We start from the raw sequence: 26,216 nt of genomic DNA on the forward strand, positions 1-26,216 counted from the left end.
GCGGGTGGGGACGTTCATGTGTACGCCGACAACACGAAGACCTCCGTTGTGCGGTGAAGCCTAGACACCTGCACCACACCGGAGGTCTTCGCCATGATCAAGACCCCGCAGTGTCAACAACGCTCGTGATGAATACATCTAGGCTGTCGCACCGTGAACGACGAGACGAACGATCCGGCGACCAGCAGCGAGCCCCAGTACATCTCACGTGACGATGCCCTCCAGCACGCCATGGCGGGCGACATCACCCATCTGCGGGAGCTGGCATCGCACCTCACGACCCGCTACGCGGCCGCCGCCCGGGCCGCTCGAATCCACGGAACCGACCTCTCCTACCTCCGGCGGCTCCTGACCACGACTCCGGGCCGTGACAGCGTCGAGCTGCTCCTCTGGCTGCTCGGCGAACAGGAGGCCGCTTCCGGACCCACGGGACTCGAACTGCCGCTCATGGCGACCATGCTCGCCCAGCACCAGTCGGCCGCGGTGCTCGCACAGACGGTCTTCGCCGACCTCCCCGAGGACGACCGGCTCCGCGAGCTGCGGACCTGCCTGTTCCACGAGTTGCTGTTGCGCGGTGTGGACCCGGACGAGTTCCCGGCCCTGCGCCCCACCTGGCTGCCTCCCCTGGACTGGCTCCCCGACCGCCGCCGTCCGCTGGAGACTGAACCCGACTTCACGCGCCATTCCGTGCACGGCTCGTCCTACGGCGTGAAGAGCGGCCTGCCCGAGCACGGCCGTCTGGATCCGCCGACCCCCCGGCCGACTGGAACGTCACCGCTGCGCAACTCCGTGACGGTGAACGAGCACGACCTCATCGTCACCGCAGTCGAAAAGAACTGGGGCTACGCCGAGGCCTGGGTCTTCCGGCCGGACCGACCCATCACTCCCGCCCAAGTGCCCGCCCTTCTCCCCACCCTGCCGATGGAGTGCGTCGCGGGCCTCGGCCCCGCCGGCCGCTACGAGATAGCCGCCCGTCCCGTCGGCGACATCTGGTCCCTGCTCTTCGCCACCGCCGCCATGGGGGGCTTCGGCAACTCCGGCAGGTACGGGGCCTGGGGTCGGTTGCAGGCGTGGCGCTCACTGGCGGGCCTGTGCGGCCTCCCGTTCCACGCGAGCGCGGGCGAGGTGGAACGCCTCGCCGAGCAGTACACCTGGTTCCACTTCCAGACCGATGCCGCATTCTTCCACAACGACGGTGACGACTACGGCATCGCGGCCCTCTCCCCGGACGGTCTGCGCCTCGCCGTCCTGGCGGCCACGGACACCGACTAGTAGTGCTTTGTTAGCCGGTCTTGTCGTGTCGGGTGTCTGGTAGTTCGCTGGCTGTATGAGGGCTGGGGAGCTTGCGGCGGTGAGGGTCCGGTTGGAGGAGTTCGCTTCCGAGGTGTTCGCGCCGCTGGTGCGGCCGGACTGGCGGGAGAAGGGCCAGTTGTATCTGCGGGGTCTGCTGCTGGAGGGCCGACGGAAGTCGATGCAGCCGATGGCCGAGCGTCTCGGGGTCGATCATCAGCGGTTGCAGCAGTTCATGACGTCCTCGACCTGGCCGCTCGCCGACGTGCGGGCCCGGCTGGCCTGGCGGGCCGTGCAAGTGGTGCGCCCGCAGGTGTGGGTGGTGGACGACACCGGTTTCCCCAAGGACGGCAAGGCCTCGCCCGGGGTGGCCCGTCAGTACTCGGGCACTCTGGGCAAGGTCGGCAACTGCCAGATCGGCGTCAGCGTCCACGCGGCCTCCGACACCGCCTCGTGCCCGCTGTCCTGGCGCCTGTTCCTGCCACAGTCATGGGACGGGCCCGAGGCGGCTGAACGCCGGGCGGCATGCCGCATCCCCTCAACCGAGCACCACCGCCCGAAGTGGCGGCTCGCGCTGGACATGCTCGATGAACTCGCCGGGGTCGGTCTGCGGCCCGCCGCACTGGTCGCGGACACCGGCTACGGCGCGAACGCCGACTTCCGCCGCGGTCTGGAAGACCGTGGGCTGGCCTACGTCCTGCAGGTGAAAGGCGAGATGACCGCCCACGGCGAGGAAGCGGTACCGCATCAGCCGGCCTACGCGGGGTTCGGCCCCAGGCCGCTGCCCCGTTACCGCACCCGGCCCGTGTCCTTGCGCGAGCACGTGCTGGCCGCGGGGCGCCACAAGGGCCGGGCCGTGACCTGGCGCAAGGGCTCCAAAGCAGCGATGAGCTCGCACTTCGTGCTGCTGCGGGTCCGCCTCGCGGGGCGGCGGCCCAAGCCTGCCGAGGACGGCACGATCCCGCTGACCTGGCTGATCGCGCAGTGGCCCGAGGGCGAGGCCGAGCCGGTGAAGTACTGGATCTCGAACCTGCCCGCGAGCATTCCCGCCAGGGACCTGGTCCGCCTCGCGAAGTCGCGCCGGCGGATCGAGCACGACTACCGCGAACTGAAGACAGCCCTGGGCCTGGACCACTTCGAAGGACGCTCGTTCATCGGATGGCACCGCCACGTCACCCTGGTCACCGCCGCCCACCTGTTCCTGACCGAACAGCGGAGCAGCCCAAAAGCCCCTGCCAGGGTCTGACCCTCTACCAGGCCCTGGACCTCATCCAACATTTGCTGGCCACCTGGACCGGCACCTGCCCCACCTGCCGACAAACCGTCCCATGGCAGCCCTACGACACCAGCTAACAAAGCACTACTAGGGCCTGCCCGGCCGATCATGTGAATACTCCGAACTGAGGTCGTTGATCTGGACATGAGGCGGGGTGATCTGACAACTCACCCCGGAGCCGTTCCACCTCCCCCAACCTCATACGGGTTCATCCCCGTGGACGGGTTGACCATCCGGAGCGCACGTGACCAGCACTGAATCCTCTGGCGAGGCCCGTGTGGCCCGCCTACGTCGGGCCCGCCAAGCGGACAGCGCTGTCAAGACTGCCCGCACACGAGTTGCCATCCGGGACCTGCTCAACGCTGGACAACGCGTTTCCTTCGCCAGGGTCGCACGAGAGGCAGACGTATCCACCTGGTTCGTCTACAACACACCCGCCATCAAATCGCCATGAGTTACTGTCAAATCCTGTGGATCCGATCGGCGTGGTCGTTCCACCGGAGCCGTGTCATGGTTCCCTCGGGCGAGAGTGGCGGACCCCGGTCTCACAGAGTGACATTCGCCTGCTGCCTGGTGAATGAGCTGGTAGCTTCCGCGACATGGTCGACCACAAAGACAGCACGGCTCTCCGGACGCTGGTGACCGACGCCGAGAGCGGCATCCTGCTGTTCGGCATCACACCGCCGCGTCTGAGCACCGCTCCCGAGCGGGTCCGGGAGATTACCGCGGCCACGTTGGCACGGTTGGGCTCCCTCGACGTGGACGGTTTGGCGCTCTACGACATCGACGACGAGAGCGACCGCAATCCTGCGGAGCGACCGTTTCCGTACCTGCCGACCATGGACCCCGCCGTCTACCACGCGGAATACCTCAGCGAGTGGAACCGCCCCGCGGTTATCTACCGGTGTGTCGGCAAGTACGCCGAGGCGGAGCTGCGGACCTGGCTGCAGATGGCCGACACGGACCGAGTGCTCGGCGTCTTCGTCGGTGCGGCCTCGAAAGACAAGACGGTACGGACCCGACTGTCCGCGGCGCAGGTCCTACGCCGCGACGTCCGCCCGGACCTGCTGCTCGGTGGCGTCGCCATCACCGAGCGGCCCGACGAACATCTGCGTTTGCTCGCCAAGCAGGAGGCGGGATGCACGTATTTCATCTCGCAGGTCATCTACAACGCCGACGCAGTGAAGAGCATGGTCTCCGACTACTACTATGCCTGCCGCGAGCGGAGGCTCGCACCCAAGCCCGTCCTGTTCACGCTCTCGGTGTGCGGCTCGGTGAAGACGCTAACGTTCCTCAAATGGCTCGGGGTCGACGTCCCCCGCTGGATCACGAACTCACTGCTCCACGCCGACGACACCCTGGCCGAATCGTACGAGCACTGCTTGACCAACGCCCGGGACCTGATCGCCTTCTGCCGCAAGCTCGGCATGCCCTTCGGCTTCCTCGTGGAGAGCGTGTCGATCCGCAAAGCCGAGATCGAGGCCGCGGTCGCCCTCGCCGGCGAGGTGAGCGGACTGCTCGGACGCGGTCGACCATCCATATGAGGTCGGCTATGAACGTGCAGTTGTCGATTCCTCTGATCATGACGTAGCTCAGGCTGCTGAGACTTCCTCGCGCTCGACGAGTACGCCCTTCTCGAAGCGGGCACCGGCGCGGACCAAGGCGACCACGTGAGGCGCGTTGACCGCGCGCCAGCGAGCCTGGGCGGACTCGATGAGCTTGAACACCATGCCCAGGGCTGCGGCCCGGCTGCCTGGACCCTTGGTGACCTTGGTGCGCAACCTGACCGTGGCGAAGGTGGACTCGATGGGATTCGTGTCCGCAAGTGAACCCAGTGCTCTGCCGGGTAGTCGAAGAACGTCAGCAGCTCTTCCTCATCGTCGGTGATGCGCTTGGCTACTTTCGGGTATTTCGCAGCGTATTGTTTCTCGAATCCTCTGATGGCGGCCCTGGCCAGGTCCTTGTCCTCGGCGTTGCAGATGTCCTGCACGGCGCGCTTGGCCGCGGACTGCGCCGACTTCGGAAGCGCATCAAGAACGTTGGCCGTTTTGTGAACCCAACACCGCTGTTCCCGGGTCTCGGGGAATACCTCGCGCAGCCCGTTCCAGAACCCCAGCGCCCCGTCGCCGACGGCCAGGACCGGGGCCCGCATCCCGCGCCGGGCGCAATCGCGCAACAGCCCGGCCCAGGCCTCGCCGGACTCCCGGTAGCCGTCGGCGATGGCTATCAGCTCTTTGCGACCATCGGCACGGACACCCATCAGGACCAGCACCGCGGCCTTGGCCTCCTCCAGCCGGATCTTCAGATGCACGCCGTCGGCCCATACATAGACATAGTCCGAGCCGGACAGGTCACGCTTGCCGAACGCCTCGTGTTCGGCCTGCCACTGCACCGTCAGTCGGCTGATCGTCGCCGCCGACAGCCCGGCCGAGCTGCCCAGGAACTGCTCCAGCGCCGGCATGAAATCCCCGGTCGACAGCCCGTGCAGATACAGCAGCGGCAACACCTCAGAGACCTTCGGAGACTTCCGGGCCCACGGTGGCAGGATCGCCGAGGAGAACCGCTTCCGCTCTCCAGTGGCCACATCGACGCGCTTGTCGTTGACCCGTGGGGCCTTCACCTCGATCGACCCGGCGCTGGTCGTCACCTTCCTCGGCGCGTGGAAGCCGTTGCGCACCACCAGGCGCCGGCCGTCGGCGCCCCGTTCGCCGGCCGGCTCGGCCAGATATGCGCTGACCTCTGCTTCCAGGGCCGCAGCCAACATCCGCCGGGCACTCTCCCGCACGATGTCGTCCAACAGCGACACGTCGTTGCGCGCCGCACCGTCCCCAGCAACTACCGTCAGCACAGGGCGCGCCTTCCTGACCGACGCGCCAACGTCGGCCTAACTCGATGACCTATCGATCCATCAGGAAGGTACGCCCCCTTCCATCCACGCCGATCCACAGGTATCGATCATTGCTCCACCACGCCCGGGAGACCTGCGCGCAAGCGCCGGAACCGGTGAGATCCGCGTCCCCGGCAACCCTGGCACTGTCTTCGCCGCTCCCAGCCTCATCGGCCACTACGTCGTCGACCACAGCTACCTGCCGCCCGAGCCGTTCGTTGAGGCAGTTCTCGCCTTCGACCCGAACGAAGCCCGGCAGGCAAGGTTTCCAGGAATCAGGTTCCCGTGGATACCGGAGGATGCAGTCCTTCGCCACATCGACGACCAGTAGGGCCCGCGTCCCGACGCACCAGTCAATGCACGAGTCGGGCCGCCTCTCGTGCCTCTCGTGCCTCAGAGGGGGGCCTACGACGCTAAGGTCGTCACACACCAGGGGCGCTGCACTCAGTCCTGACTCGACCATGCAGACAAGGCGGGTATGTCAGCCGTCCGACGGGTTCGCGCCGGCGTTCCAGTGCCGGAAAGACGTCCGTTGGTAGCCGGTACGGTCCTCCACCGCGAGCGGCAGCGCGGACACCGCCACCCCCATCGGAAGGACCTGCGGCACCACACGGGGCGCGGTGTCCGCGGCCTGCGCGGTGGTGGCGGGCAGAGACAGGGCGAGGGCTGCGGCGGCCGCGGTGGCGGCCCGCATCATCATGATCATCACGCAGGCGGTTGTACCGTTCCCCGGACCGGCCGCGACAGGCCCCAGGCAGTCAGTTCACCCGCCGGTGGCCCCCGATTCACCGCCGAAACGCCACTGCGCACCCCTGCACCCATCAACTGGTGAGCTTCTCCGCCTTCCGCGCCGCCTCCTCCGCCCGTGCTCGCGCCTTCGGCTGATCGCTGCCACAGCCGCGCGCCGCCGGGATGAATCCTCAAGCAGGAGGCGCCACCGTAGCCGTCCAGTGCCGCCGCCCCGAAGCCGGCGAACGCCCGCAATGGTCGACCCGGCGGCTCAACCCGCCCGGGTCGCGGCAGGCTGCCCCGTGCCACCTGCCGCTGGTGGCATCGACGGGCGCTCCCGGCCGGGGAGCGCCACGGGCAGCCCGGGGTTAGCCGCCGGCCGAGCCGACCGAGGCCGAACCACCAGAGGTCCAGCCGGAGTTGGGCTGCGGCCGCTCGCGCGTGCTGCGCTCGGTGCGCAGCACCACCACGACCCCAGCCGGGCCGAGCAGAGCCTTCAACGCGTCGGCGAGCCGCTGCGGGTCGCCGCCGAACGGGAGCGCGAGCCGCTCCCGGGCGCCCCGTAGGACGAGTTCCAGCGCGAGCGTGGAGACGGCCGGCTTGTAGTCCCCCTGGTACGGCTCCACCACCTTGTGCGTCAGCCGCACCTCGCGCAGGGTCTCGACGGGCAGCCAGGCGTCCGGCCGGGCGCCCCGGACCAACCGCAGGGACGCGGGCACCCCGGCCGGCTCGAACTCCACCCGCTGGATGTCCTGGGCCCGGGAAGAGGCCACCGCCGCCCAGCCGATCAGGTACTCCAGCCCGGCGATCACCCCCACCACCACGAACACGGTCGACGCCCGCGCCCCGGCCAGCACCATCCCGAGGGCGACGACCAGGGTCAGCGCGCCCAAGGCGAGCGGAGCCAACAGCGCCGGCCCCGCCGAGATCACCGCGTTCCACACCCGCCCGGTCGGGCCGGCGCGCAGGACCAGATCCGTCGAGTCGGGGCCTTGTCTCAGCAAGGGATCGGTGGCCATGCCTCCAGCGTAGGACCGGTCCGCAAGAGCGCCTCGACCATACCCGGCCAATGGGGCACGACTTCTGACGGCCCGTAGCCCTCAGCGGGCGGGCGCGGCGGGCTCCCAGGGCTAGTCGGTCTCCCCGGTCGCCGGCTCGTAGCAGCCGGAGCGCCGCGGGACGAGGGCCGTCCAGCCACGCTCGCAGCGTGCGGCGTGCTTGATCAGTTCGGCGATGCTCAGCCTACTGGCGAAGGGAGTGGCCCGGCCCTGCTCCTCGGTCAGGCCGCACGCGGGGATGCGCAGCAACTGGCGCTAGTGGTCAATGAAGGCGAGCCGAGCGGCCGACTGCTCCAGCGCCTCATGTTCCGGAAGTTCGGGGAGTCCGTCATCGTGGCTGTTGGGGTTGCGGATCCCGGCGAAGAAGCCCCTCCGCGAAGGCCGCAGCACCGTGGTGGACTCTGCGGAAGGTGTCGCTTCCGCCGTTGTCCATCAGGCGCAGGCGGGGCTGCCCTGGCTTGGGATCGTCCTGGGAGAAGGCCTGCTGGAACAGCCTGGTCTCGCTAACGTCCTTGCGGCCAACCTTGTTCTGCGTCTCGGCGTTGACCTTTCGGGCGGCGGCCGTGACGGCCTGGCGGAAGTGCCCACTCTGCCACAGCGGCCGCGCACTCTCCCAGGCCCAGGGGTGCATCGCCGAGGCGTTCAGGTCCGGGGCATCGTCCCCTAGCCGCGCACGTACCTCGCCGTCGCGCTCCAGCATGGCCTCGGCTCGCTGGGCGGCCTCCCGGTGTCGACACCAGCGGTTGACGCGGCTGTCCGGTACCTCCGTGCGCCGGCCGGAAAGCACCCGGTCCAGGATCTGCTCGACCACCTGAGCACTGGCCAGGTTGTCCTTCTGATCCGCCCGGTTGGACATTCGCGACGTGATGAAGGTGACCCCCCGGAGGGTCCGGCGGGTGGTACATCGTGGTCAGCTCCAGGAACCGGGCCAGCTCCGTGCGAGCCCGGGCGATGTCAGCAATGGTCAGAGGGATTCAGGCGCTGGAATGGATGTCGTGGTTCCTGGGTTTGTCGGGAGGTCCCCCTGCTGGAGCCGGGCGGAGGTTGGCAGGGGGAGGGAGAACCACACCGCCTTGCCCTCCTGGGTGGGCAGTGTGCCCCAGGTGGCGGCGAGTTGGTCGAGCAGGGCCAGTCCGCGGCCCGATTCCTCGTCGGGGGCCGCGGCCCTGGCGTGCGGCAGCACGGGACTGCCGTCGCAGACTTCGACGTGGAGTTCGTCCCTGGTGCGGCGCAGTCGCAGTCGCAGCGGGTCGCAGGCGTGGCGTACCGAGTTGGTCAGCAGTTCGGATGCCAGCAGGCAGGCGGTGTCAGTGAGGTCGTCGCAGGCCCAGTCCTGGAGGGTTCTGCGCAGGAAGCGGCGCCCGTCGCCCACGCTGACGGGCTGGGCGGGCAGGAGTGCGGAGACGGCGGTCACGGGTGCCGGTGGGATGCGGGCGAGCAGGAGCGTCACGTCGTCCGCGTAGTCCTGGGGGACGGGCAACAGGGCGGTGAGGATGAAGTCGGCGGCCGTCTCCAGACAGGGATTCTCGGCGGTAGCCTTCTCCAGCGCGATGGCGAGGGCGTCGATCTGTTCTTCGATGTCACTGGTGGGGGTCTCCACCAGGCCATCGGTGTAGAGAGCCAGGACCGAGGCCGGGGGAACGGTGAGCCGGCTTTCCTGATGGGGCACCTCGCCCACGCCCAGTGGCACGCTGACGGGCACCGGGAGTCTGCTCACCTGGCCCGCAGGGTCCACCAGCAGTACTGGCAGGTGTCCGGCGGAGCACACGGTCAGGGCGCTTTCGTCGGGGTCCAAGATGAGATAGCAGCAGGTGACGAGCTGGTCGGGGAGTTCGCTGACGACCGCGTCCAGGGCCCGCATCAGCTGCCACGGCGGCATACCGGTCTTGGCGAGGGCGTGTGAGGCCGAACGTAGCTGCCCCATCACGGCGGCTGCCTCCAGTCCGCGGCCCATGACGTCGCCCATCAGTACGCCCACCCGGCCGCCGCCCAGGGCGATCAGGTCGAACCAGTCCCCGCCCACTCCCGGCCCCTGCCGGGCGGGGAAGTAGCGGCTGGAGGTGTCCATTCCGGGCAGCGGCGCGGGCGAGCCCATCAGGCTGCGTTGCAGGGTGAGGGCGACGTGGCGTTGCTGTTCGTAGAGTTCGGCGAGCTGGGCCTCGGCGGCCTTGCGCTCGCTGACGTCACGGATGGCGGCGGAAACGAGGGTGCCGTCCGGGGTCTCCAGGGGGCTGAGGCTGATCTCGACCGGGAACTCGGCCCCGTCCTTGCGCAGCCCGTACAGGTCCAGGCCGGCACCCATGGGGCGTACGCGTCGGTTGTCGACGTAGCCGCTGCGGTGGGAGGGGTGGTGATGGTGGAAGCGCTGTGGGACGAGGATTTCGACTCGGTGCCCGAGTAGTTCTTCGCGTTGGTAGCCGAACAGGGCTTCGGTCTGGGCGTTGACGAGCTGGATGGTCCCGCAGTCGTCCACGATGACGATGGCGTCCGGGGCGGCTTCCAGCAGGGCCCGGAAGCGGGCCTCAGCGGCTTTGCGATCGGAGACGTCGCGCACGGCTGCGGAGATCAGGAGTCCGTCGGGCGTCTGCAGGGGGCTGAGGCTGATCTCGACGGGGAACTCTGCACCGTCGCGGCGTAGTCCGTACAGTTCCAGGTCGGCGCCCATCGGACGGACCTGTTGGTTGGCGGAGTAGCCCAATCGGTGGCCCGGGTGCTGCTCCCGGAACCGCTGTGGCACCAGGACCTCCACGGGGCGGCCGAGGAGTTCGTCCCGCGGGTAGCCGAACAGCGTTTCCGTCTGGGCGTTGACCAGACGGATCACACCGTCGTCGTCCACGATCACCATTGCGTCGGGAGCAGCCTCCAGCAGCGCGCGAAACGGTTCCTCGGTCACGGAGTTCATGCCTGGATGCGTACTGTGCTCAGCCTGTTCCATGGGGCATCTCAACACCAGCGGGGCCCGGCGGGGGCGGCTTGTCGTCAAGCGCTCGTTTGTGACGGCACTTTGTCGCATTGATGTCGTGTCGCCTCGGACGCATCGCCGCACTGGTTGTTGAGCCACTGTCGGGTGGGCCGGGTGGGCGCCCATCCCGTGGTGCTCACAGCTCGGCGGTCTACGACGTCACCCACTGGTGACGTGGGCGCATGAGCCCCATGCCTGCCGGACTGCCGTTCGGGGAACGGTCACAGAGACCGCTCCGGCGAACGTGCTTCTGCGACCTGTTGTCCTGCGTCACTGTTCCTGGCCTTTGGTGCGGTCGAGGCGCAACAGTCGGGCATCTCGCGCACGAAGGCGTCCGCACTTGGCCGGGCCGGCGGGACGTGGACTTCGCGGACGGTGTCGATCAGGTCGGGGAAGCGGCCCTCGCGCCGGGCCGGGCCGGCTGCGCGGACAGAGCCGCCGGTGCATCGGCGACCTGTGCGGCAGTACGCCCTCGGCGGCGAGGCGGTACATGACCTGCCTGAGCGTGACCTTCAGCGGCGCGTGCCCGTCCACGATCTCCCGAGCGCGTTCCACAACGAGGGCCATCGGATCCGTGCACGAGCCATACCGGTGCATGTACACCTGACACCGCCGCCGGCGCCGAACCCGAGGCGGACCTCTTCTTCCGGCTATCGCGGAGAAAGACACCTCATGCAGACAAGCCGTAAAGCCGTCAAGCCGAGGAGGCGGGCAGTCTCCGGAGCTAGCCGTAGGGCGGGTGGATTACCAGACCGTGCCGAAGAACCGTGTCCACCAGCTGGGCCGCGCCGAGAAGTGCTCCGGCCTGCTGGGGCCGTCGTAGTCGCTCTCCAGCAGTTCCTCGGGGACGCTCACGTAGCCGAGGCCGCTTGTACCCTGGCGCGTCCTCGGGGAAGGGCTGATCCTCGGGCTCGTGGATCACGTCCCGCATGGCGGGTCCCGTAGGGCCGTCGAGGTCGAAGTCTTCGGTCAGGTCGATGCGTGGTGGGGTGCGGTCGCACCAGAGGCCAAGCCAGGGGGTTTTGACCCCACGGCACTGGCCGAGGTGATGGAGCGTGCCGCCCGTGATGGCGTACATGTACCCGCGTCCGGGTGGCAGGTTCGGCTCGCAGTGGTCGCACGGCTTTCCCATGGGCCTCTCCTTCGGCCTCGGCGCTCGGGCCGATGTCAAAGGTCGATCCCGTTGACGGTCTCCCGCAGGTCGCCGAGGGTGCCGCGGATGTCGCTGTCGGAGGGGTCGCCGCCGATCCATTCTTCGACCTCGTCGCGGGTGGTGATGCGCCACTGGTGCTGGACGTAGGCGCCGGCCCATACGTCGATCTTGGCGGGGCCATCCTCGACGTTGACGTACGGCACGGGCTCCTGGGTGCCGGACACGAGGAGCTCCCGGATGTCGGCGACGGCGAGGCCCAGGGCTTGCCCGACGCCGGCGGCCAAATCAGGCGTGTACGGACGCCGTTGGTCGCCGTCGGGCCAAAACCTGAACCGGAGTCGCTACGGTTCGATGAAGCCAAGAAATTCAACCTGATACGACAGCAGCACTTTCGCCGACGAGCTGGAGATCTTCAGCCGGAGATAATAGACGCATTCCTCCGAACCAAAATGCGTCGAAATGGTGCATTTGTCAACCAGAAGTATCGGGTCTTTAGGTTGAATCAGGGCAGGCGAGCCCGCCGGGCCCGGGTGCCCCGTCGTTTGAATCGGCGTAATTCTCTCATCAGAAACGGCGCAGCACTGATGAACGTCGAGGCCGACCGTAGCAAGCGCAGGGCTATCCGCGGGGCCGTCCATTTCCGCTCTCAAGCTGACACCGATTACCGTCCCCACTAGCGCGTGAAACGGGACAGAAAAAAGGACGACTCCAAACGAAGCCTTGAACGCTTCAGCGATGGGAAGCGAGACAGGATCGCTGCACGATTGATTTGTACGCACATCAATCAGCGAAAAATTATCCATCTCTGACATCTTCACTCCAATCTGCGGCCTGGTTTGGGCATGAACCGCCCCTGCCTGCCCTCGCCCTGCCGCTCAGGTCCGTCGTTCTCCTCCTCAGCCGGGAAGCGAATGACCTTCTCCACGAGCACACCGATTGCGACCCAGATCAGTCGTGCCGACGCCCTTCAGGGCATTGCCCGCAGATCCCCAGCCAGTAATCCCGGCCAGCGCATCCCCAAGTTGCTGACGGAGCTCAAGCGGAAGATCATCAGGGTTCGAACCGAGCACAGCCAAAACTCGACGCCACCGGTCGGCCAACCAGAAGGCTGTTCCCACCCAAGGCCACGCCTCGCTTTCGCTACTCCATCCCCCAAAAATCCATCATCCGCCCAACCGCACCAGGCAGCATCTGCAGAGATCCCGTTGAAGATTGCCTAAGGGCTGTCCCGTAACGGTGTTCATGGGTGGGAAGATCACCCCGTGGCTGTCGTGATCACTGCGTCTGAGCTGTCTTGGGTACGTCCGTTCAGCTGTCTCACCCTGCGGCAGTTCAGCAATCCGGTCACTGCTCTGCGCCGCCGAGGTGCACACGCAGCGCGGCCCGGATGCCCTTGGACGCTTTGCTTCGAGGGACAGCGTGCTGCTGGTCGTTGCGTACTGGCGGACCGATCTGACGATGCGACAGATCGCGCCCTTGTTCGGCGTTTCGGGGCCGCGTCTGGGATCGATCCAGCGGCCACGCTTCCACGAGGGCACTGTTCTCATCGCGGCTGGCACACTCTTACCAACTCGTGATCACACCCTCGCCCAGCGATCCAAGAACCACCGCTACTCCACCAACCACCAGGTGGTCATCGACGCGGACACCCACCGGGTCATGATTGTCGGCCGACCGCTGTCGGGAAATCGCGATGACTGCAAAGCCCGGGAGGAGTCAGGCGCCAAGGCGGCTGTCGGTAGCGCGGTCACGATTGCAGACGGCGGCTATCCAGGTACCGGCCCCGCTGTCTCAAGCAGCCTTGTCCCCCGGTCCGTTGCGGGACAGCCCTTCTCCCGGCCGCAACACACAGGCGCTCGCCCAACCGGCCCCCGACTCGCGTCCCGCGGTACGGGCATGTGCGGGGACGGATGGTGCGTGGGCCGGGGCCGGGGGACCGCGGTGCGTCCTGGATGCAATGGCTTCTTGATCACTTCGCTCTCCATTTCAGAACCTCTGATCATCTTCCTGCGCAACGTGGGCTGTTGTGTCGCATTTGAGTGTGAAGGGAACCGTTGCGTTCCTCTCGGTGCCTCATTCCGGGCGGCCGTGAAGACTGAGGACCAGAGTTGTGCGTCGCGGTCGACGTGCCGGCTTCCCTCGCCCGACCATTCCCAGCCATACACCACGGCCGCGTCCGCGGCCTGGCCGGGACCGCCCGCGCGCAGTGCGGTCTAACCACGGCAGGGTTACTGTGAGTACTGGAGCAGCCGAGGTATTCCCTTGCCAGTCGCTCGGTCAACGCCGGTGTCAGCACCGTGGCTTTGAAGGCATCCGGCTGCAACCTGTCGCGATGGGTCCTTCTCCGGGCTAACTGTTAGCGGTTCACATGGAAAGGGAGGCGTTCCTACGCCACCTGTCCCCTCGCCGTCGCCGGCCCTCAACTTCCAGACAGCAGAAATCCCATCAGCGACTACGCCGCCCTGCGGTGCCTCTCCGCCACCGTTGTTTGCCTCCACAGTCCAGCATCTCCATTCCGTGAATGTGCCGGGCCTGCAGCACTCTCAATAAGAAAAGGCATTGGTGTGCACAGTGACAACAAACCACGAAGAATGGCGTGGAGTTGGGGTCGACATCAACTTCAAGCCAGAGGATTTTGAGATCCTGGATCTTACTATCGGCCTAATTCCCGAGCTGCGGATTTGTGCGGAGATCGTCAAGCGCGCGCGGTCCTCCAACGTCCGGTACCCAATCGTCAGCCCAGAGCAACTGGCCGATGTAGCGCTCGCCGGCAATACACACTTCAAAGGCGGCGGCCACCGATTTGACCGCGATGACATTCTCGCCTACGTACCCAGCGAACATTTCCCCATCGGGCACGAAGGAGAGCTCATTAGCCGTACATACATTGCACTTTGCCGCTGCAGGGAGGAATTCGAGCTCGCGCAACGACTCCACCCGAACACTCTGCGCCGCCTACACGCAGAGAGTGAAATGGGAGCAACCAATGGGCCTCGATCATGATAGCGAGCTAGAAGCACTGGTAGATAGAGAGCTACAGAAATTGAAAGAACATCCTCTGGATCCAGAAATTCCCGAGACGCAAGAGCTCGAGGTACCGGCAGGGCTTATAGCAGAAATTCGAGCGCCTGCGGTGTTCATTCGCGCCTATCAAGGCCCTTCCCCATCCGGGCTCGTCTACATCTCGCCAATAAAAGGCGTAGGTCGCATTCAATATCGACTGTACTCCGCTGGATTTCCAGCCTATTTCGAAGGTGAAGTCTCCGTTGAACGTCCGGCGCCCATTGCGGTCGGACCGACGCCGTATATCGAGATATGGATAAAGCCAGTCAGTTCCGCGGAGATCCATGCCGCGTAAACCCTGAACGAAGGAGTAATTTCGATACCGGCGAGCCTTGTGTCTTGTAATATAGCTGTGATCGATTGCAATGACGCCTGTCCCATGCGGCAACTTCGCGGACTGTGCGGCTGAGATCCGCAAGCAGCAGAAGCCCCCGGTCGCCAGGAGCCCGGCGGCCCGCCTGGCCGCAATGGCAGCTTCCGAACGAGACGATCCCGCCAACCTGAGCGCAGCGCGGCTCCCCGCCCAAATCCCGCCCGGCAAGATCCGAAGGGGCTGGCCTGGCCGAGGCCGTTCCCCTCAACCACATTCCCGGTGACACAGGGGTTCAGAGCTACTGCGACCGACTCCCAGTGCCGCCAGGCCCCCGGACCCGGCCTTCCGGTCCCCGTCGTAGTCGGCTGCCGAGACCGGGATCAGGTACGCCTCACCGCCCCTGTTGGCGAACCACCCGTTACACCGCCGCCCGTGCCGCAGCGGAAACCTGCAACCGCTGCGCCGCCCCGCCCTCCCCCGTCCCGCTGACTACCGCGGACTCCTCGAAGATCTTCCGGGTGGGGATCCGCACCGGCGCCGACAGGCCGCCCGGCGTCTCCACCACAAAGGCGGCCATCGGCGTCTTTACCGTACTCACGAGCCCTTTGGTGCCTACCTCGATGACTCCGGACACGATCCAACCTCTCTCGCGAAGATCAGCAACGGTCGGGGCAGGTAGGGCGCAGGCCGATACAACCCCCCGATTCTGAAGACGTGGGCAGCCGACCACTCGAACGAGTCCGAAGTCAGCTCCCCGCTATCAGCCCACACCCCCACCCCTTCCCCTCGACCTGACCGATCAGGGTTCTGTCTGCGTACTCGTTGAGGCGCTCAGCAAGGTACAGATGAACGGACTCTGTCGCTGATCTTGTGATTGCGCTGGGCTCAGGTTCTGAGGAGGATTCGGGTTCGGAGGAGATCGAGTTTGACTCGGCCGTAGCCAGCTCGCTTGATCAGTTTGACTCGGGTGACCTGTCCTTCGACTTGTCCCGAACTCCAGGATGAGGAGAGGCCGGCGACGACGGCGTCCTGGTCATGGAAGAGGCACCGGGTAAACTGCTGCAACGACGGCAGGTCGCTGTCGCGGACCTGCTCAATCCTGTCGAGGACGTTGCCCGCGCCGCTCGTGCATGAGGTCGGCGAAGGCGCGGACGTGTTCGACGGCCGTGTCGAGTTCGGGGCAGGCGACCCGCCAGGCGGGTGCGGCGGTCGCTGTAGGGCGCTTGGAGCGGCTCCTCCTTGGAAGTCCTCTGCGAATGGGACGCCCTCCGTGTGCCGTACGAAGATCGCGATATCTTCCCGACCTACGTGCTTGTCACCGACGAGCTCGCTGACCGGGGCATCCCCGGCGAGTAGGCACCCGCCGTCTGGGCCATCAATCACATGTATCCTCCGTCGGCCACCGAACCTGCGTGAGCCCAACGCCATCACCCGCGAGCGATCCCTGGTAGCGGACCGACAACCAGTCAAGAATTCCGGGTGCCGTCCGCCGTCGTGACTACAGGGCGGCGGCCGCCGAGGTCAGCTCGTCCCGATCCGCGTGCGTGAACCCGTATGCGGACGCGACGAAGCGGAACTTGTCACAGATCCACTCACGCGCAACCGTCTCGATCCCGCTCCCGGCCGCCACGAACTCCCTGTCCGGCCTGGGCCGCCCTGGCTGCGACGTCCAACCGGACTTCGGTGTTCGGGCTGGATTACCAAGAGAGCTGCTGAGTACCGAGGAAGACCGAGATCACGTGCAGCACGCAGTGTGGACCCGACAAGACTGCCGAACGCACCACGGACGCGTGATCCCCACGGGCTCGGCGCGAATGGCCGAAACACCCTCGTCTCGGACCCACTTGGTGAACGTGATTGTTTGGCGAACACCCAACCGAGTAGGCGTACATCCGTGCCATCGCCGCTTCGGTCGCAGTCCAGTCACCCCTGGTCCGTTCGCGGTTACACCACGTACGAATCGTCTGCCGACGACGCCGCCGCACCACCGGCGTCCCCCTCGACCCGAGGAGCACCATGACCCCGATCCTCTTCGTCTATGCCAAGGGCGGCCCTTCTCTGGAATACGCGGTCCCGCGCATCGTCGCCCATGCCGAGGTTCACGTCCTGGCGCTCGCGCCGCTGCCCCGCGCCACCGAGGCGGTGTGGTTGCCCGGGTGCGCGTCTGTCACCACTGCCCTGCCGGGCGAGGCGGCGGACCTGGTCGATCTCATCTGTTCCCATGCTCGCCGCGTCGGCGCCGAGGCGGTGCTGACCCTGTCGGAGTACGCGGTGGTGGCCGTCGCCCACGCGAACCTGCGGCTGGGTCTGCGCGGTGCCGGCGAGCGGGTTGCGGGGGCGCGGGACAAGCGTCTGATGCGCCGGATCTGGCGTGCCGCCGGGGTTCCCGTACCGGGGTTCGCGGAGATCCACGCTCCGGAGGACATCACGGCCGCCTTCGAAACCCTCAGGCCGCCGCTCCTGTTGAAGGCCGCCTGGAGCGCGGGTTCCACGGCCCACCTCACCGTGTGGAACGAGCAGCAGGCCGCGGCCGCCTGGAAGACCGGACGCTCCGTCATGGAAGCCTCGTCCGCGCAGGGTTACGCGGAACTGCACGCCGCGGACCAGGGCGTCAGCGATTTCCTGCTGGAGGAGATCGTGACCGGTGAGGCGTCCTGCTGGTTCGACGGGGATGGGTGGGGCGACTACGTCAGCGTGGAGGGGATCGTCGCCGACGGCCGCTACCACCCGCTGTGCATCACCGGGCGGATGCCCACCATCGCGCCCTTCACCGAGCGGGCGAGTCTGGCTCCGGCCGCCCTACCGACCGCGTTGCAGCACCGGATCGAAAAGGTGTCGCGCGCCGCCGTCGACGCGCTCGGCCTTGACACCTGCGCCACCCACACCGAGATCAAACTCGGCGCGGACGGGGCCATGTGGCTGATCGAGGCCGCAGCCCGTTTCGGTGGGGTGATGACCACCCGGCAGGTGGAGACCGTCTTCGGGCTCGACATGATCGGCATGCTGGTGCGCCAGTTGCTCGGCCGGGAGGTCGCCTACCCGGAGCTAATGCTGACCGAGGGCAAGGGCGCCGCCGGATCCCTCGTCATCCTCGCCGTCGACCCCGAGGGCCGGCCCTGGAGGGAATACCCGGTCTGGGACTTCGATGCGGTCGACTGGCCCACCCTGGTCGCGCCGGGAACCCGTGTGGAGCTGGTGCGCGAGCACAGTCTCGCGCCGGGCAGCCCGGTCCCGCCGTACGCGGAGGCAGGAGGGGCCAATTCCATGGCCGCACTGTGCTTCCTCACCGCGGAGTCCGGGCCGGCGCTGCTGGCCGACTGCGGCCGCATCCTCGCGGCGCTGCCGAACGCCCTGACCGCGCCGCCCGCCACTCCCCAGGCTGCCGCCGCCCTCGCCGCCGCCCCCACCACGCCCTCCGTCCTGTCCGCCGACCGCTCGACGCCCGGGAGCATCGCATGACCGACGCCGGAACCATCGCTGCCGCCCCGTCCCCCCGGGGAGCCGCCGTCGACACCCTGCTCACGCTCCCCCTGTTCGAGCAGCTGGCCGGGGTGCTGGGCGGGCATCCGTACGTGAAGGTCGTCGTGGACCGAGCCCAGGGCCGCTGGCACGTCCTTGACAGCGCCGTGCACTCGTTCCACGTCAACTACATAGCAACCGAGATCCAGGGGCTGACCCTCGAGCAGCTCGACGCCGAACTCGACCGCTTCAACCATGACGTCTACCAGGACCCCGCGCGACGCTTCCTCCTCGGTGTCCTGTCGCTGCACGCCCGGGGCGGTCCGGAGCCGAACGAGCCGTTCATGGTCCTGGAGACCACCGAGGCCGACACCATGGGCACTGATCTGTTGATCGAGTTCCACACCTTCGTACGGGCCCACCTCGATCCCGGGCTGGAACTGCTGGTGAAGCCAGCCAACCACGGGCAGGAGAACGCCCTCGCGGCAGTGCCGGAGACCGTGGTGCCCCGTGCACGGGGTCACGCGCTCCTGGCGACCGCGCCCTTCGTGCCGTTGACGCTCGCCTCGGCCACCGGCCGACTCCGCGCCTTCGCTTCGGGCGAGGAGTACCTGGCCGCCCGCGGGGACCTGACCTGGTACGACATCGTCGCCATGCCGGTGGTCCCCGACGACATCCCGCGGCTCGCCGGTCTGATCAACGCCCAACCCACCACCCCGCTGTCGCACACCAACATGCTGGCCGCCGGTTGGGGCATCCCCAACGCCATCGTCCGCGGAGTCCTCGACACGATCGCCGACGATAAGCTGGACGGTGCCTGGGTCCGTTACGAGGTCACCGCCGACGCCTTCGTCATCCAGCGCGCCGAGGAGCCGCCGGACCTCGCCGAACCGACGTGGCACACCCAGCGGGTCCGCCTCGACGCGCCGCACGTGACGGACGTTCCGCTCGTGCCGCTCTCCGCGTTACGCGCCCACGACCGCAACCGCTACGGCACCAAGGCGGCCAACCTCGGTGAACTGCACCACGTACTGCGCCACGGCTCGGGCCGGCTGACCGGCTACTACTCCGTGCCCCGCCCGCCCCGGGCCGACCTGCTCGGCCACCTGGCCGCCCGGCTCGGGATGCCCGAGGACGGCGACCTCGCCCAGTACGCGGGCGAGTTCCTGACCCGGCATGTCCAGGCGCCGGCGGGCATCGCCGTCCCCTTCTCCGTCCAACAGCGCTTCCTGGACTCCTCGCCGGCCGTGCAACAGAGCATCGGCAAGCTGAAGATGGCCCTGGAGCTGAACGCCATGGACGCCGTGGACACGGTCTGCCTCCAACTGCAGCACTTGGTACGCACCCTTCCCGTGCCCGAGGACCTGGTGCGCGCACTGGACACACAGCTGGTCGAGCATTTGGCGGGCACGGGTCGCTTCGCCGTGCGGTCCTCCTCGAACGCCGAGGACCTGCCGGGCTTCTCCGCGGCCGGGATCTACGAGTCCCACACCAAGGTCACCGATCTGCCGGGGCTGCTGGATGCCATTCGCCAGGTGTGGGCCTCGTTGCTCTCCCCGCGCAGCGTGCGGCTGCGCCATCAGGCCGGCATCTCCCTGGACGACACCTACATGGGGGTGATCGTCCAGCGCTACGAGCAGTCCCCGCTCGGAGGCGTCATGGTCACCTGCAATCCGACCAACCGGGCCGACTTCCGCAACGTGTACCTCAACTGCGCGCACGGGTCCACGGCAGACGTCGTCGACGGCCGAACGATGCCCCTGCAGTACCTGTACAACACGGTCGAGGGCGGCGGCCGCACCCTCTCGCTGGGCGCGGCCACCGAGGACCTGGCCCAGGAGACGAGGGCCCACCTGGGCCGGCTCGCCTTGGCGGGCCGCCTGCTCCAGTCCCATTTCGCCACGGACTACACCTTCGCCCGGCCGCTCGACGTCGAGTGGCTGCTCGGGCCGGGAGGCGTGCCCCACATCCTCCAGCTGCGCCCGTACAGCGCCTGACCCGCCCGTACTTTCCCCCATCCCGTCCCGTCCCCCTCCCGTCCACCCGAAGGGTCACGCCAATGCTCATGCCGGTGTCCCTGCGTGCGCGCGTGAAACGCCGCGTCCGTCCACCCGCCGCGGTGCTCCGCGTGATCCGACTGAACAACGGTTTCCAGCTGTTGTTCAACCTGCTGTGGTGGATGCCGGTCTTCTACCAGTACCAGAAGCAGGCAGGCCTGTCGGACAGCCAGATCTTCGGCATCCAGAGCGTCTACTACGTGGCGTTCTGCCTGCTGGAGATCCCCACAGGCTTCCTCGCCGACCGCATCGGACAGCGCCGCTGCATGCAGCTCGGGGCGGCCACGATGGTCGCGGCGAACCTCCTCCCGGTTGCCTCGCCGTCCTTCGCGGGCTTCATGGCGCACTTCCTGGCCATAGCCGCCGCCCGCTCGCTGGTGTCGGGGGCCTCCAGCGCCTACCTGTACGAGTACCTGCACGAGCACTGTGCGGACGCACACTACGTACAGGCCGAGGGCACTGCCCGCGCCCTCGGCCTGTGGGCGAAGATCGCCTGCTGGCCCCTGGTCGGCGTCCTGATGCACGTCCGGCACGAGGCCCCCTATGTGCTGACCGCACTCTCCGCGCTCGGTTCGCTGGCCTGCGCCGCGGCCCTCCCGGCGATCGCGGCGCCCCGCGGGGGCGCTCACCCGCCCGCGGACCACGTCGGGCTCCTCGACTCGGCCCGCCATGCCGGGAAAGTGCTCGGAACGTCACGGTCCCTCGGGCCCTTGATGGTGCAGGGCGTGGCCGTGTTCACGCTCGGCCGCATCTGCCAGGTCAACCTCTTCCAGCCGCTGCTGCTCGAAAAGGGCCTCCCCGTCGCCGACCACGGTGCGGTGCTGTCGGCGATGACGGTCGCCGAGGCCGTTGGTTCGGCCAGAACCGGCTGGTTGCGCAACCGACTGTCCGACATCACCGTGGTGACCGTCCTCAGCGTCGTCATGGCGCTCACGCTCGCGGCCACCACGCTGTCGGGAGGTCTGGGCACGATCCTGTGGCTGTGCGTGTTCGCCGCCGCGGCGGGCCTTGCGTACCCGGTGCAACGCAACCTGATCAACGCCGCCATCCCGCCGACCCCCTACCGGGCGACCCTGCTGTCGGTGGAGTCCATCGTCGACCGCGGCGCGTGCGCGCTGGTGGCACTGGCCGTCGGCGCCTACCTGCAGGCTAACCGCCTCGACCTGCTCCTCGTGCACGCCGCAGCGGGCACCTGTCTTCTGCTGCTCGTCGTGGGCGTTGTCCTGGGTCGACTGCGCCGTGACGGCGTACTTCCGGCCACCCGTCAGCCCTGAAACGGCGGCACAGCCATTCGCAAGCCCCCCGTTCCCTGTTCCTTGGCTCCGCGATGGGTCGTTCCCGCCTTCGGGCACTTACGCCCGGCTACAGTTCGGGCGATCACCAGTCATGCGGGTGATCGCCCTGGTAGTACCGGGAGCAGGGCTCGTCACTCGACTTCGTCGTCGAAGCCGTAGGGCGGGATCGCCCACCGCATTACCATCTCTCCCGCCTCATCGACTTCGAGCGTGACCGGATAAACCTGACCGGCAACCCGCTCCCCGCGGTGCCTCATCGAGTGGTCACCCTGGTCCCACTCGATGCCGAGCACCTGACAACCGCCGACCTCGATCACACCCACATGGAGCGGGTGCTGCCACCCGGCCCGCCGGAAGCGGTGGTCGTCGGTGTGCTTCTCGACCGAGACCATGAGGCCCTGACCGTGGAGACGGTCGCACCATGCAGTTAGTTCGGCCGCACGTGTGGCCGCCTCGGCCACGGGGAGGTCCAGCCAACCACGCGGACCGTCGCCACCGAACCGTCCGATGTGCTCACCGCCGAACTGCTCGTGTGCGTCGTCCTTGTACCGGCCCCAGTAGGAGACATCGGCGAGCCCGTCGGCCGGCTCGTCGTCCATTCCCGTCCACGCGTCCAGCGCCGCGGCGTCGCCGACAACCATGCCGCACCGGTCTACGGGCAGATCCCCGAGCCGGATCGGCACTCTCCGGTCCCGGCTCTCGGGCCACACAAGGCCAAGACCGACTTCCAGGGTCGCGATCGCCGGTTCCCCGTCGAACGGCGACGCCGAGGTACTCGCCCGCACCGGCAAAGCCCGGTCTGCGGCTACCGGAACCGCGACCGCCTCACACAACCACTCACGAAAATGACCTCCCCCCGCCGCCGCCACCGCCCGGGCCCGCTCGGGCAGGGTCAGACCCAGCTCCCGCCACTGATCGATCCACCCAGCCATGCCAAGCACCATCACACCCGACGGCGCATCAACTTTCCCCAGGTCGACGAAGCTCTCAGACATGCGCCCATTGTGCTTCCCCCGTACGACAACAGTACGAAGGCCTTCTCCCACCCAGACGATCGTCTGTCACTGGTGGGTGGCAACCTGTGCGAGTGCTGATTGCGAAATACGACGAGGGTCCCGCAGTCGCCGGGGAACACCTGCTGTCCCTGCCCGGCTTCTGGGCCGCCTACCTGATGTGGATGGCCGAGACCGACGAGGACGGCGAGCCGCTGCCGCAACGGTTCGGCGTGGACGGGCGCCGACGTCGACGCTGCTGCCGAGTCACTCATGGACGAGGAGGCGTGGCCGGCCATCCGCATACCCTTCGCAGGCGGACACACCGCCGTCGTGCTGCACCGCAACTACCCGGATGATGCCGGCATCGAGTACTTCGTCGCCCACCCCGAGTGGGACCGGCACGGCCACCTGGCCGTGGCAGACGGCCACTACGCCGGACCCGGCCTGGCCTGGCCTGGCGCTCCCATTCGGCGACGGCCCCATCCGCCGATTCCGGCGTGAACACCCTCGCCAAGGCCCCTGTGACCGGCGATGGCCTGGTTCCGACTCCGCACATCGGAGCCCGGGCCTCCTGCTCAGGATTCCCTGGCGGCCAGGATCCGGTCGGCAAGGTGATGCGGACACACCGTCACGTGCCACGTGACCGTCAACTGCCCCTTGTGGGCCGCCAGAGTAGGCACAGCCCCAGCCCCGGGGCGCGCCTGGCAGTGAGAGCAGACGATGATGCGCGGTGGAAGTACAGACACCGGCCCGCCCCTCTCTCTCCGATTGCCGGAATGCCGACCCGATCGGTCCAGGTCTATCAAAGCTGCGCCCGATGCGCGCCGGTACCCGCGGGTACGGCGAAGGACCGCCACTCGCTTCCGGCCCGGCCGGAGTCGTGTACTCGAAGTCGTGGAACGCGTAGCGGGGCTCGTCCTCGGGAAGCGTCTCGACGAACGCCTCGTAACTGTCGGGCCGTGCCCGGCTGCCGAGGCACGGGGTCGCCCGGTGTTCGGTGATCCGCCGTGATTGAACGCCGACATCCGGGCCGGAGCGCAGCGGTCGTGTCAGGCTCCGGTCGTTCGTCGTCCGGCTGGCGTCACGGAGGCGATGAGGGCGGACAGGGCGAAGGTCGCTGTCAGGCTTGCCATCGCGATCATGCCGACGCCGATGATGAAGAAGCCATCGCCCGACCAGTCGTAGAAGGCGGCGAGGGTCAGGCCGGCGGTGGTGCCGAGCACGGCGCCCGCGGTGTTGCGCCGGGACGCGGCCCAGCACACCGGCACCAGCAGGGTCAGCACCAGCCCGATCACCTGCCAGGCCTCGTAAGGGCCCGACACCGAACCGTCGGGATGGACATCACGATGCTGGTCCCAGCCCAGCCAGGCGGCCCATGCCGCAACCGGGATGAGAACCAGCAGGCAGGAGGCGGGTGTCAGTGATCTCAGGCGCATGCCTTGGTTGCCCTGGCCGGACCCGTTCCCGCGGCAGCGCTCACGTACTCACTTCCCCCTTGAGTAGCCGGCCACAGGCATGGCATCGATGGACGCCCAACGGCCCCGCACCAGTAGGGACGCCTGGTCGGGCTTCGCCGCCACCGGTTCCAGGCAGGAATCAGGAATACCGCAGGGTTCGAATGGCGCTCCCCACCAGCTGAACGGGTTCCGTGGTCGGCGGTGTGGCGGGAGGCGTACGCGAACGACCCGGGCTCTCCGGACACACTGATCGCGGTCTCCGCCGCCTCCAACCGGTCCAAGGCGGATAAGGACCCGACCGAGTGGCTGCCCTCGGACGGCTCGTACCACTGCACGTAGCCGCGACCTGGGTCGGCACCCAAGCTGCGCTGGGACCTGGCCGTCGACGAGGCCGAGTGCCAGCCTCGGCTCGGGCTCGCCGAGGACTGCCCAACCACCACCGTGGTCTACAAGGCCGCCCGGTAGCCTCCCCGGCCTGGGCACGTCAATGTTCCCCTCTGTTCGGGGCCTCCTACATCGCGCGTGCCTGCACCGGTGCTCAGCCACCCGGCAGGTCCACCAGCGCATCCGTGAGGACGAACGGTTCGTCCCCGCGAGCGGTCAGACAGTCAAACAAGTCCTTCCGGAGTTCGCGCACTCTTCCCCCGGAACATGCTCAGGCAGCCGGTTCACCTTCACGGCCTTCGCCGTGGTCACGCGCCCTTGGCCGAAGCGCATGATCAGACGAAGGCCGTCTCAACGTCGGGCGAATACCCAGGCGAGCGGGGCAGATCGAGAAGCACTTCGACTCATCGATACCCTGCATCACCATGATGCGTGCTTGGATCTTGCCGATACTGCTTGTGCTCAGCGGCTCGGCTGTCGCGACTGGGCAGATCTTGGAGGGGAGCCCCGGCACAGCCGTGGCGCTCCTGCTGGCGTTCTTGGCGCTCGCCGGCGTGAACTCACCCCTGATCTTCCCGAGGTCGATCGGTGGGCAGGAGGCACAACACCGCAGCGCGGTCGACGGACGACCGGTCGTCTTCTGGCGGCCGGGCTGCAAGTACTGCATACGACTACGCATCCGGCTGGGTCGCAGCGCCCGCCAGTTGCATTGGGTCAACATCTGGCGCGACCCCGTAGGAGCGGCAGCAGTGAGAGCGGCCAACGACGGCAACGAGACCGTGCCGACCGTCGTCGTGGCGGGCCGGCCCTACACCAACCCCGATCCCGAATGGGTGCGCGAACAGCTCTCCCCTTCCGCGTGATCAGAAACCGCGCACTGCAGAGACGCACCGGCAGGCACAAAGCGAACAGAGGTCAAAAAGGTTAAAAGGCAAGCTCAGACCCGCCGCCGCCACCTCGTGCGTCAGTAAGGGCATCTACGAGCTGGTCGTGCGTCATGGAGGAGCGGCCCAGGAGCGTGCGCGGCGGTGGCCTTCTGGCTCGCAAGCCGAGCCGGCGGCGGCGCGGGCGGCCGAGATGGACGCCGACACCGTCAACCGCGAACTGTCCGTCGCCCGCTCGGCGATCGGCTGGTGGCAGCGCCAGGGCTGGATCACCGTCGACCCGACGATCGGCATCGAGCGGCGGCCGGCACGGCCCGACCGCACCAAGGCCCTGGCCGAGAACCAGATCGCCGCCCTGTGGCACCTGGGCGTCGGGCTCCGGGAGAAGACGTTCTGGAAGATGCTCTACGAGTCGGCAGCACGGGCTGGCGAGGTGCTGTGCCTGAACGTGGAGGACCTGTACCCGCAGGACAGGCATGGCAGGATCACCGCCAAGGGCGGGGCGACCGAGTGGATCCACTGGCAGTCCGGCACCGCCCAGCTCCTGCCCCGCCTCATCGCCCGCCCCACCCGCGGCCCGCTGTTCCTCACCGACCGCAAGGCCCCGGCCGGAACGCCGACGCTCGACGAGTTCCCGGAGACCGGCCGGGCCCGGCTCTCTACCGCCGCGCTGAGGAGATCTTCGAGGAGAACTCGCGGCTGCCGGCCAACTGGCTCGCCTCACCTGAGGACATCGAGGACCTGGACGGCTGGACCCTGCACCGACTCCGGCACAGCGCCCTGACGCACGATGCGGAGGACGGCACCTCCACTCCGATGCTGCCGGCCCGCTCCCGCCACGCCTCCGTCCGCTCCCTGGAGCGGTACGCCCGCCCCGGCGTCGACGCGGTCGCCCGGCATGTTGCCGAGCGCGACCCCGCCGCACCTCGCCGGACGTGACACCCGTGTTGGCGG

24 protein-coding genes and 2 pseudogenes are annotated in these 26,216 nt (G+C 67.8%); 12 read left to right on the forward strand and 14 right to left on the reverse strand.

The annotated features are described in order from the left end of the window. Nucleotides 1–153: 153 nt before the first annotated feature. The 3 genes from ACIQ5Y_RS00390 to ACIQ5Y_RS00400 all read left to right on the forward strand — a co-directional run bounded on the left by ACIQ5Y_RS00390 (nt 154) and on the right by ACIQ5Y_RS00400 (nt 4,110). On the forward strand, nt 154–1,272 hold the full coding sequence (locus ACIQ5Y_RS00390) for a DUF6183 family protein (RefSeq protein WP_403873236.1): 1,119 nt from the start codon (nt 154–156) through the stop codon (nt 1,270–1,272). Nucleotides 1,273–1,327: 55 nt separating this feature from the next. After that, a complete protein-coding gene (locus ACIQ5Y_RS00395) occupies nt 1,328–2,536 on the forward strand; it encodes an IS701 family transposase (RefSeq protein ID WP_403873239.1) in 1,209 nt (402 codons plus the stop codon). Nucleotides 2,537–3,165: 629 nt separating this feature from the next. Then, nucleotides 3,166–4,110: a methylenetetrahydrofolate reductase gene (locus ACIQ5Y_RS00400; RefSeq protein WP_403873242.1), complete on the forward strand. Its 945-nt coding sequence runs from the start codon at nt 3,166–3,168 to the stop codon at nt 4,108–4,110. Between the two features lie 48 nt (nt 4,111–4,158). Here ACIQ5Y_RS00400 and ACIQ5Y_RS00405 read toward each other — a convergent pair. The 8 genes and pseudogenes from ACIQ5Y_RS00405 to ACIQ5Y_RS00440 all read right to left on the reverse strand — a co-directional run bounded on the left by ACIQ5Y_RS00405 (nt 4,159) and on the right by ACIQ5Y_RS00440 (nt 12,167). Further along, nucleotides 4,159–5,414 (reverse strand): annotated as a pseudogene (locus ACIQ5Y_RS00405) (IS256 family transposase). Nucleotides 5,415–5,934: 520 nt separating this feature from the next. After that, nucleotides 5,935–6,162 carry a hypothetical protein gene (locus tag ACIQ5Y_RS00410; RefSeq protein ID WP_403873245.1) on the reverse strand — a complete coding sequence of 76 codons (228 nt, stop codon included), beginning with the start codon at nt 6,160–6,162 and terminating at the stop codon, nt 5,935–5,937. A gap of 388 nt (nt 6,163–6,550) precedes the next feature. After that, nucleotides 6,551–7,201, reverse strand: a complete 651-nt coding sequence (locus ACIQ5Y_RS00415) for a hypothetical protein (RefSeq protein ID WP_403873247.1) — start codon at nt 7,199–7,201, stop codon at nt 6,551–6,553. A 111-nt stretch (nt 7,202–7,312) separates the two neighbouring features. Next, complete coding sequence (locus ACIQ5Y_RS00420) at nt 7,313–7,489, reverse strand: DUF664 domain-containing protein (protein ID WP_403873250.1); 177 nt, start codon at nt 7,487–7,489, stop codon at nt 7,313–7,315. A gap of 79 nt (nt 7,490–7,568) precedes the next feature. Beyond that, entirely contained in the window at nt 7,569–8,096 is a 528-nt protein-coding gene (locus ACIQ5Y_RS00425; RefSeq protein WP_403873252.1) for a TIGR02391 family protein, read from the reverse strand. A 108-nt stretch (nt 8,097–8,204) separates the two neighbouring features. Then, on the reverse strand, nt 8,205–10,142 hold the full coding sequence (locus ACIQ5Y_RS00430) for a PAS domain S-box protein (RefSeq protein WP_403873255.1): 1,938 nt from the start codon (nt 10,140–10,142) through the stop codon (nt 8,205–8,207). Between the two features lie 1,227 nt (nt 10,143–11,369). Beyond that, nucleotides 11,370–11,639, reverse strand: a complete 270-nt coding sequence (locus ACIQ5Y_RS00435) for a hypothetical protein (protein WP_403873258.1) — start codon at nt 11,637–11,639, stop codon at nt 11,370–11,372. Nucleotides 11,640–11,696: 57 nt separating this feature from the next. After that, nucleotides 11,697–12,167 carry a hypothetical protein gene (locus ACIQ5Y_RS00440; protein WP_403873261.1) on the reverse strand — a complete coding sequence of 157 codons (471 nt, stop codon included), beginning with the start codon at nt 12,165–12,167 and terminating at the stop codon, nt 11,697–11,699. 450 nt (nt 12,168–12,617) lie between these two features. Here ACIQ5Y_RS00440 and ACIQ5Y_RS00445 point away from each other — a divergent pair. Then, a pseudogene (locus tag ACIQ5Y_RS00445) lies at nt 12,618–13,137 on the forward strand (transposase family protein); the annotation flags it as partial. Nucleotides 13,138–14,016: 879 nt separating this feature from the next. Here ACIQ5Y_RS00445 and ACIQ5Y_RS00450 read toward each other — a convergent pair. Continuing rightward, the gene (locus ACIQ5Y_RS00450; RefSeq protein ID WP_403873264.1) at nt 14,017–14,292 is read right to left on the reverse strand and encodes a hypothetical protein; all 276 of its coding nucleotides are present in this window, start codon (nt 14,290–14,292) and stop codon (nt 14,017–14,019) included. Between the two features lie 49 nt (nt 14,293–14,341). Between ACIQ5Y_RS00450 and ACIQ5Y_RS00455 the strand changes: the two genes are divergently transcribed. Next, nucleotides 14,342–14,713 carry a hypothetical protein gene (locus ACIQ5Y_RS00455; RefSeq protein ID WP_403873267.1) on the forward strand — a complete coding sequence of 124 codons (372 nt, stop codon included), beginning with the start codon at nt 14,342–14,344 and terminating at the stop codon, nt 14,711–14,713. 436 nt (nt 14,714–15,149) lie between these two features. Here the strand turns inward: ACIQ5Y_RS00455 and ACIQ5Y_RS00460 are convergent, their stop codons facing one another. The 3 genes from ACIQ5Y_RS00460 to ACIQ5Y_RS00470 all read right to left on the reverse strand — a co-directional run bounded on the left by ACIQ5Y_RS00460 (nt 15,150) and on the right by ACIQ5Y_RS00470 (nt 16,361). Beyond that, on the reverse strand, nt 15,150–15,365 hold the full coding sequence (locus ACIQ5Y_RS00460) for a hypothetical protein (RefSeq protein ID WP_403873269.1): 216 nt from the start codon (nt 15,363–15,365) through the stop codon (nt 15,150–15,152). Between the two features lie 251 nt (nt 15,366–15,616). After that, nucleotides 15,617–16,159 carry a transposase gene (locus tag ACIQ5Y_RS00465; RefSeq protein WP_403874462.1) on the reverse strand — a complete coding sequence of 181 codons (543 nt, stop codon included), beginning with the start codon at nt 16,157–16,159 and terminating at the stop codon, nt 15,617–15,619. A 70-nt stretch (nt 16,160–16,229) separates the two neighbouring features. Continuing rightward, the gene (locus tag ACIQ5Y_RS00470; protein ID WP_403873272.1) at nt 16,230–16,361 is read right to left on the reverse strand and encodes a DUF5713 family protein; all 132 of its coding nucleotides are present in this window, start codon (nt 16,359–16,361) and stop codon (nt 16,230–16,232) included. A 386-nt stretch (nt 16,362–16,747) separates the two neighbouring features. Between ACIQ5Y_RS00470 and ACIQ5Y_RS00475 the strand changes: the two genes are divergently transcribed. The 3 genes from ACIQ5Y_RS00475 (at nt 16,748) to ACIQ5Y_RS00485 (ending at nt 21,521) form a co-directional block, all read left to right on the forward strand. Next, nucleotides 16,748–18,190: an acetyl-CoA carboxylase biotin carboxylase subunit family protein gene (locus tag ACIQ5Y_RS00475; RefSeq protein ID WP_403873275.1), complete on the forward strand. Its 1,443-nt coding sequence runs from the start codon at nt 16,748–16,750 to the stop codon at nt 18,188–18,190. Next, entirely contained in the window at nt 18,187–20,187 is a 2,001-nt protein-coding gene (locus ACIQ5Y_RS00480) for a PEP/pyruvate-binding domain-containing protein (protein WP_403873278.1), read from the forward strand. Before ACIQ5Y_RS00475 ends, ACIQ5Y_RS00480 begins: the two co-directional genes overlap by 4 nt. Before the next feature lie 131 nt (nt 20,188–20,318). Further along, a complete protein-coding gene (locus ACIQ5Y_RS00485) occupies nt 20,319–21,521 on the forward strand; it encodes an MFS transporter (protein WP_403873281.1) in 1,203 nt (400 codons plus the stop codon). A 152-nt stretch (nt 21,522–21,673) separates the two neighbouring features. On the opposite strand, the gene ACIQ5Y_RS00490 is transcribed toward ACIQ5Y_RS00485, so the two are convergent. Then, complete coding sequence (locus tag ACIQ5Y_RS00490) at nt 21,674–22,537, reverse strand: hypothetical protein (protein ID WP_403873283.1); 864 nt, start codon at nt 22,535–22,537, stop codon at nt 21,674–21,676. Nucleotides 22,538–22,807: 270 nt separating this feature from the next. On the opposite strand from ACIQ5Y_RS00490, the gene ACIQ5Y_RS00495 reads away from it, so the two are divergent. Further along, nucleotides 22,808–23,038, forward strand: a complete 231-nt coding sequence (locus ACIQ5Y_RS00495; RefSeq protein WP_403873286.1) for a hypothetical protein — start codon at nt 22,808–22,810, stop codon at nt 23,036–23,038. A gap of 548 nt (nt 23,039–23,586) precedes the next feature. On the opposite strand, the gene ACIQ5Y_RS00500 is transcribed toward ACIQ5Y_RS00495, so the two are convergent. Then, entirely contained in the window at nt 23,587–23,973 is a 387-nt protein-coding gene (locus tag ACIQ5Y_RS00500; protein ID WP_403873289.1) for a hypothetical protein, read from the reverse strand. Between the two features lie 830 nt (nt 23,974–24,803). Between ACIQ5Y_RS00500 and ACIQ5Y_RS00505 the strand changes: the two genes are divergently transcribed. From ACIQ5Y_RS00505 to ACIQ5Y_RS00515, 3 genes are all read left to right on the forward strand, one after another. Continuing rightward, the gene (locus tag ACIQ5Y_RS00505) at nt 24,804–25,241 is read left to right on the forward strand and encodes a glutaredoxin domain-containing protein (RefSeq protein ID WP_403873291.1); all 438 of its coding nucleotides are present in this window, start codon (nt 24,804–24,806) and stop codon (nt 25,239–25,241) included. Between the two features lie 214 nt (nt 25,242–25,455). Beyond that, nucleotides 25,456–26,046 (forward strand): hypothetical protein, encoded by a 591-nt coding sequence (locus ACIQ5Y_RS00510; RefSeq protein WP_403873294.1) that lies wholly within the window; start codon nt 25,456–25,458, stop codon nt 26,044–26,046. 32 nt (nt 26,047–26,078) lie between these two features. Beyond that, the gene (locus ACIQ5Y_RS00515) at nt 26,079–26,201 is read left to right on the forward strand and encodes a PmrA (RefSeq protein ID WP_403873297.1); all 123 of its coding nucleotides are present in this window, start codon (nt 26,079–26,081) and stop codon (nt 26,199–26,201) included. Nucleotides 26,202–26,216 lie beyond the last annotated feature (15 nt).

It is taken from the genome of Streptomyces sp. NPDC096339, from assembly GCF_044762985.1.
Lineage (GTDB): Bacteria > Actinomycetota > Actinomycetes > Streptomycetales > Streptomycetaceae > Streptomyces.

Coding starts and splice junctions, on each gene's coding strand:
- ACIQ5Y_RS00465 (WP_403874462.1), bottom strand. CDS start 16,159: ATGGCGTTGGGCTCACGCAGGTTCGGTGGCCGACGGAGGATACATGTG.
- ACIQ5Y_RS00475 (WP_403873275.1), top strand. CDS start 16,748: ATGACCCCGATCCTCTTCGTCTATGCCAAGGGCGGCCCTTCTCTGGAA.
- ACIQ5Y_RS00500 (WP_403873289.1), bottom strand. CDS start 23,973: ATGCGCCTGAGATCACTGACACCCGCCTCCTGCCTGCTGGTTCTCATC.
- ACIQ5Y_RS00395 (WP_403873239.1), top strand. CDS start 1,328: ATGAGGGCTGGGGAGCTTGCGGCGGTGAGGGTCCGGTTGGAGGAGTTC.
- ACIQ5Y_RS00415 (WP_403873247.1), bottom strand. CDS start 7,201: ATGGCCACCGATCCCTTGCTGAGACAAGGCCCCGACTCGACGGATCTG.
- ACIQ5Y_RS00480 (WP_403873278.1), top strand. CDS start 18,187: ATGACCGACGCCGGAACCATCGCTGCCGCCCCGTCCCCCCGGGGAGCC.
- ACIQ5Y_RS00515 (WP_403873297.1), top strand. CDS start 26,079: ATGCTGCCGGCCCGCTCCCGCCACGCCTCCGTCCGCTCCCTGGAGCGG.
- ACIQ5Y_RS00510 (WP_403873294.1), top strand. CDS start 25,456: ATGGACGCCGACACCGTCAACCGCGAACTGTCCGTCGCCCGCTCGGCG.
- ACIQ5Y_RS00425 (WP_403873252.1), bottom strand. CDS start 8,096: ATGTCCAACCGGGCGGATCAGAAGGACAACCTGGCCAGTGCTCAGGTG.
- ACIQ5Y_RS00440 (WP_403873261.1), bottom strand. CDS start 12,167: ATGTCAGAGATGGATAATTTTTCGCTGATTGATGTGCGTACAAATCAA.
- ACIQ5Y_RS00490 (WP_403873283.1), bottom strand. CDS start 22,537: ATGTCTGAGAGCTTCGTCGACCTGGGGAAAGTTGATGCGCCGTCGGGT.
- ACIQ5Y_RS00495 (WP_403873286.1), top strand. CDS start 22,808: ATGGACGAGGAGGCGTGGCCGGCCATCCGCATACCCTTCGCAGGCGGA.
- ACIQ5Y_RS00430 (WP_403873255.1), bottom strand. CDS start 10,142: ATGAACTCCGTGACCGAGGAACCGTTTCGCGCGCTGCTGGAGGCTGCT.
- ACIQ5Y_RS00455 (WP_403873267.1), top strand. CDS start 14,342: ATGGGCCTCGATCATGATAGCGAGCTAGAAGCACTGGTAGATAGAGAG.
- ACIQ5Y_RS00505 (WP_403873291.1), top strand. CDS start 24,804: ATGATGCGTGCTTGGATCTTGCCGATACTGCTTGTGCTCAGCGGCTCG.
- ACIQ5Y_RS00400 (WP_403873242.1), top strand. CDS start 3,166: ATGGTCGACCACAAAGACAGCACGGCTCTCCGGACGCTGGTGACCGAC.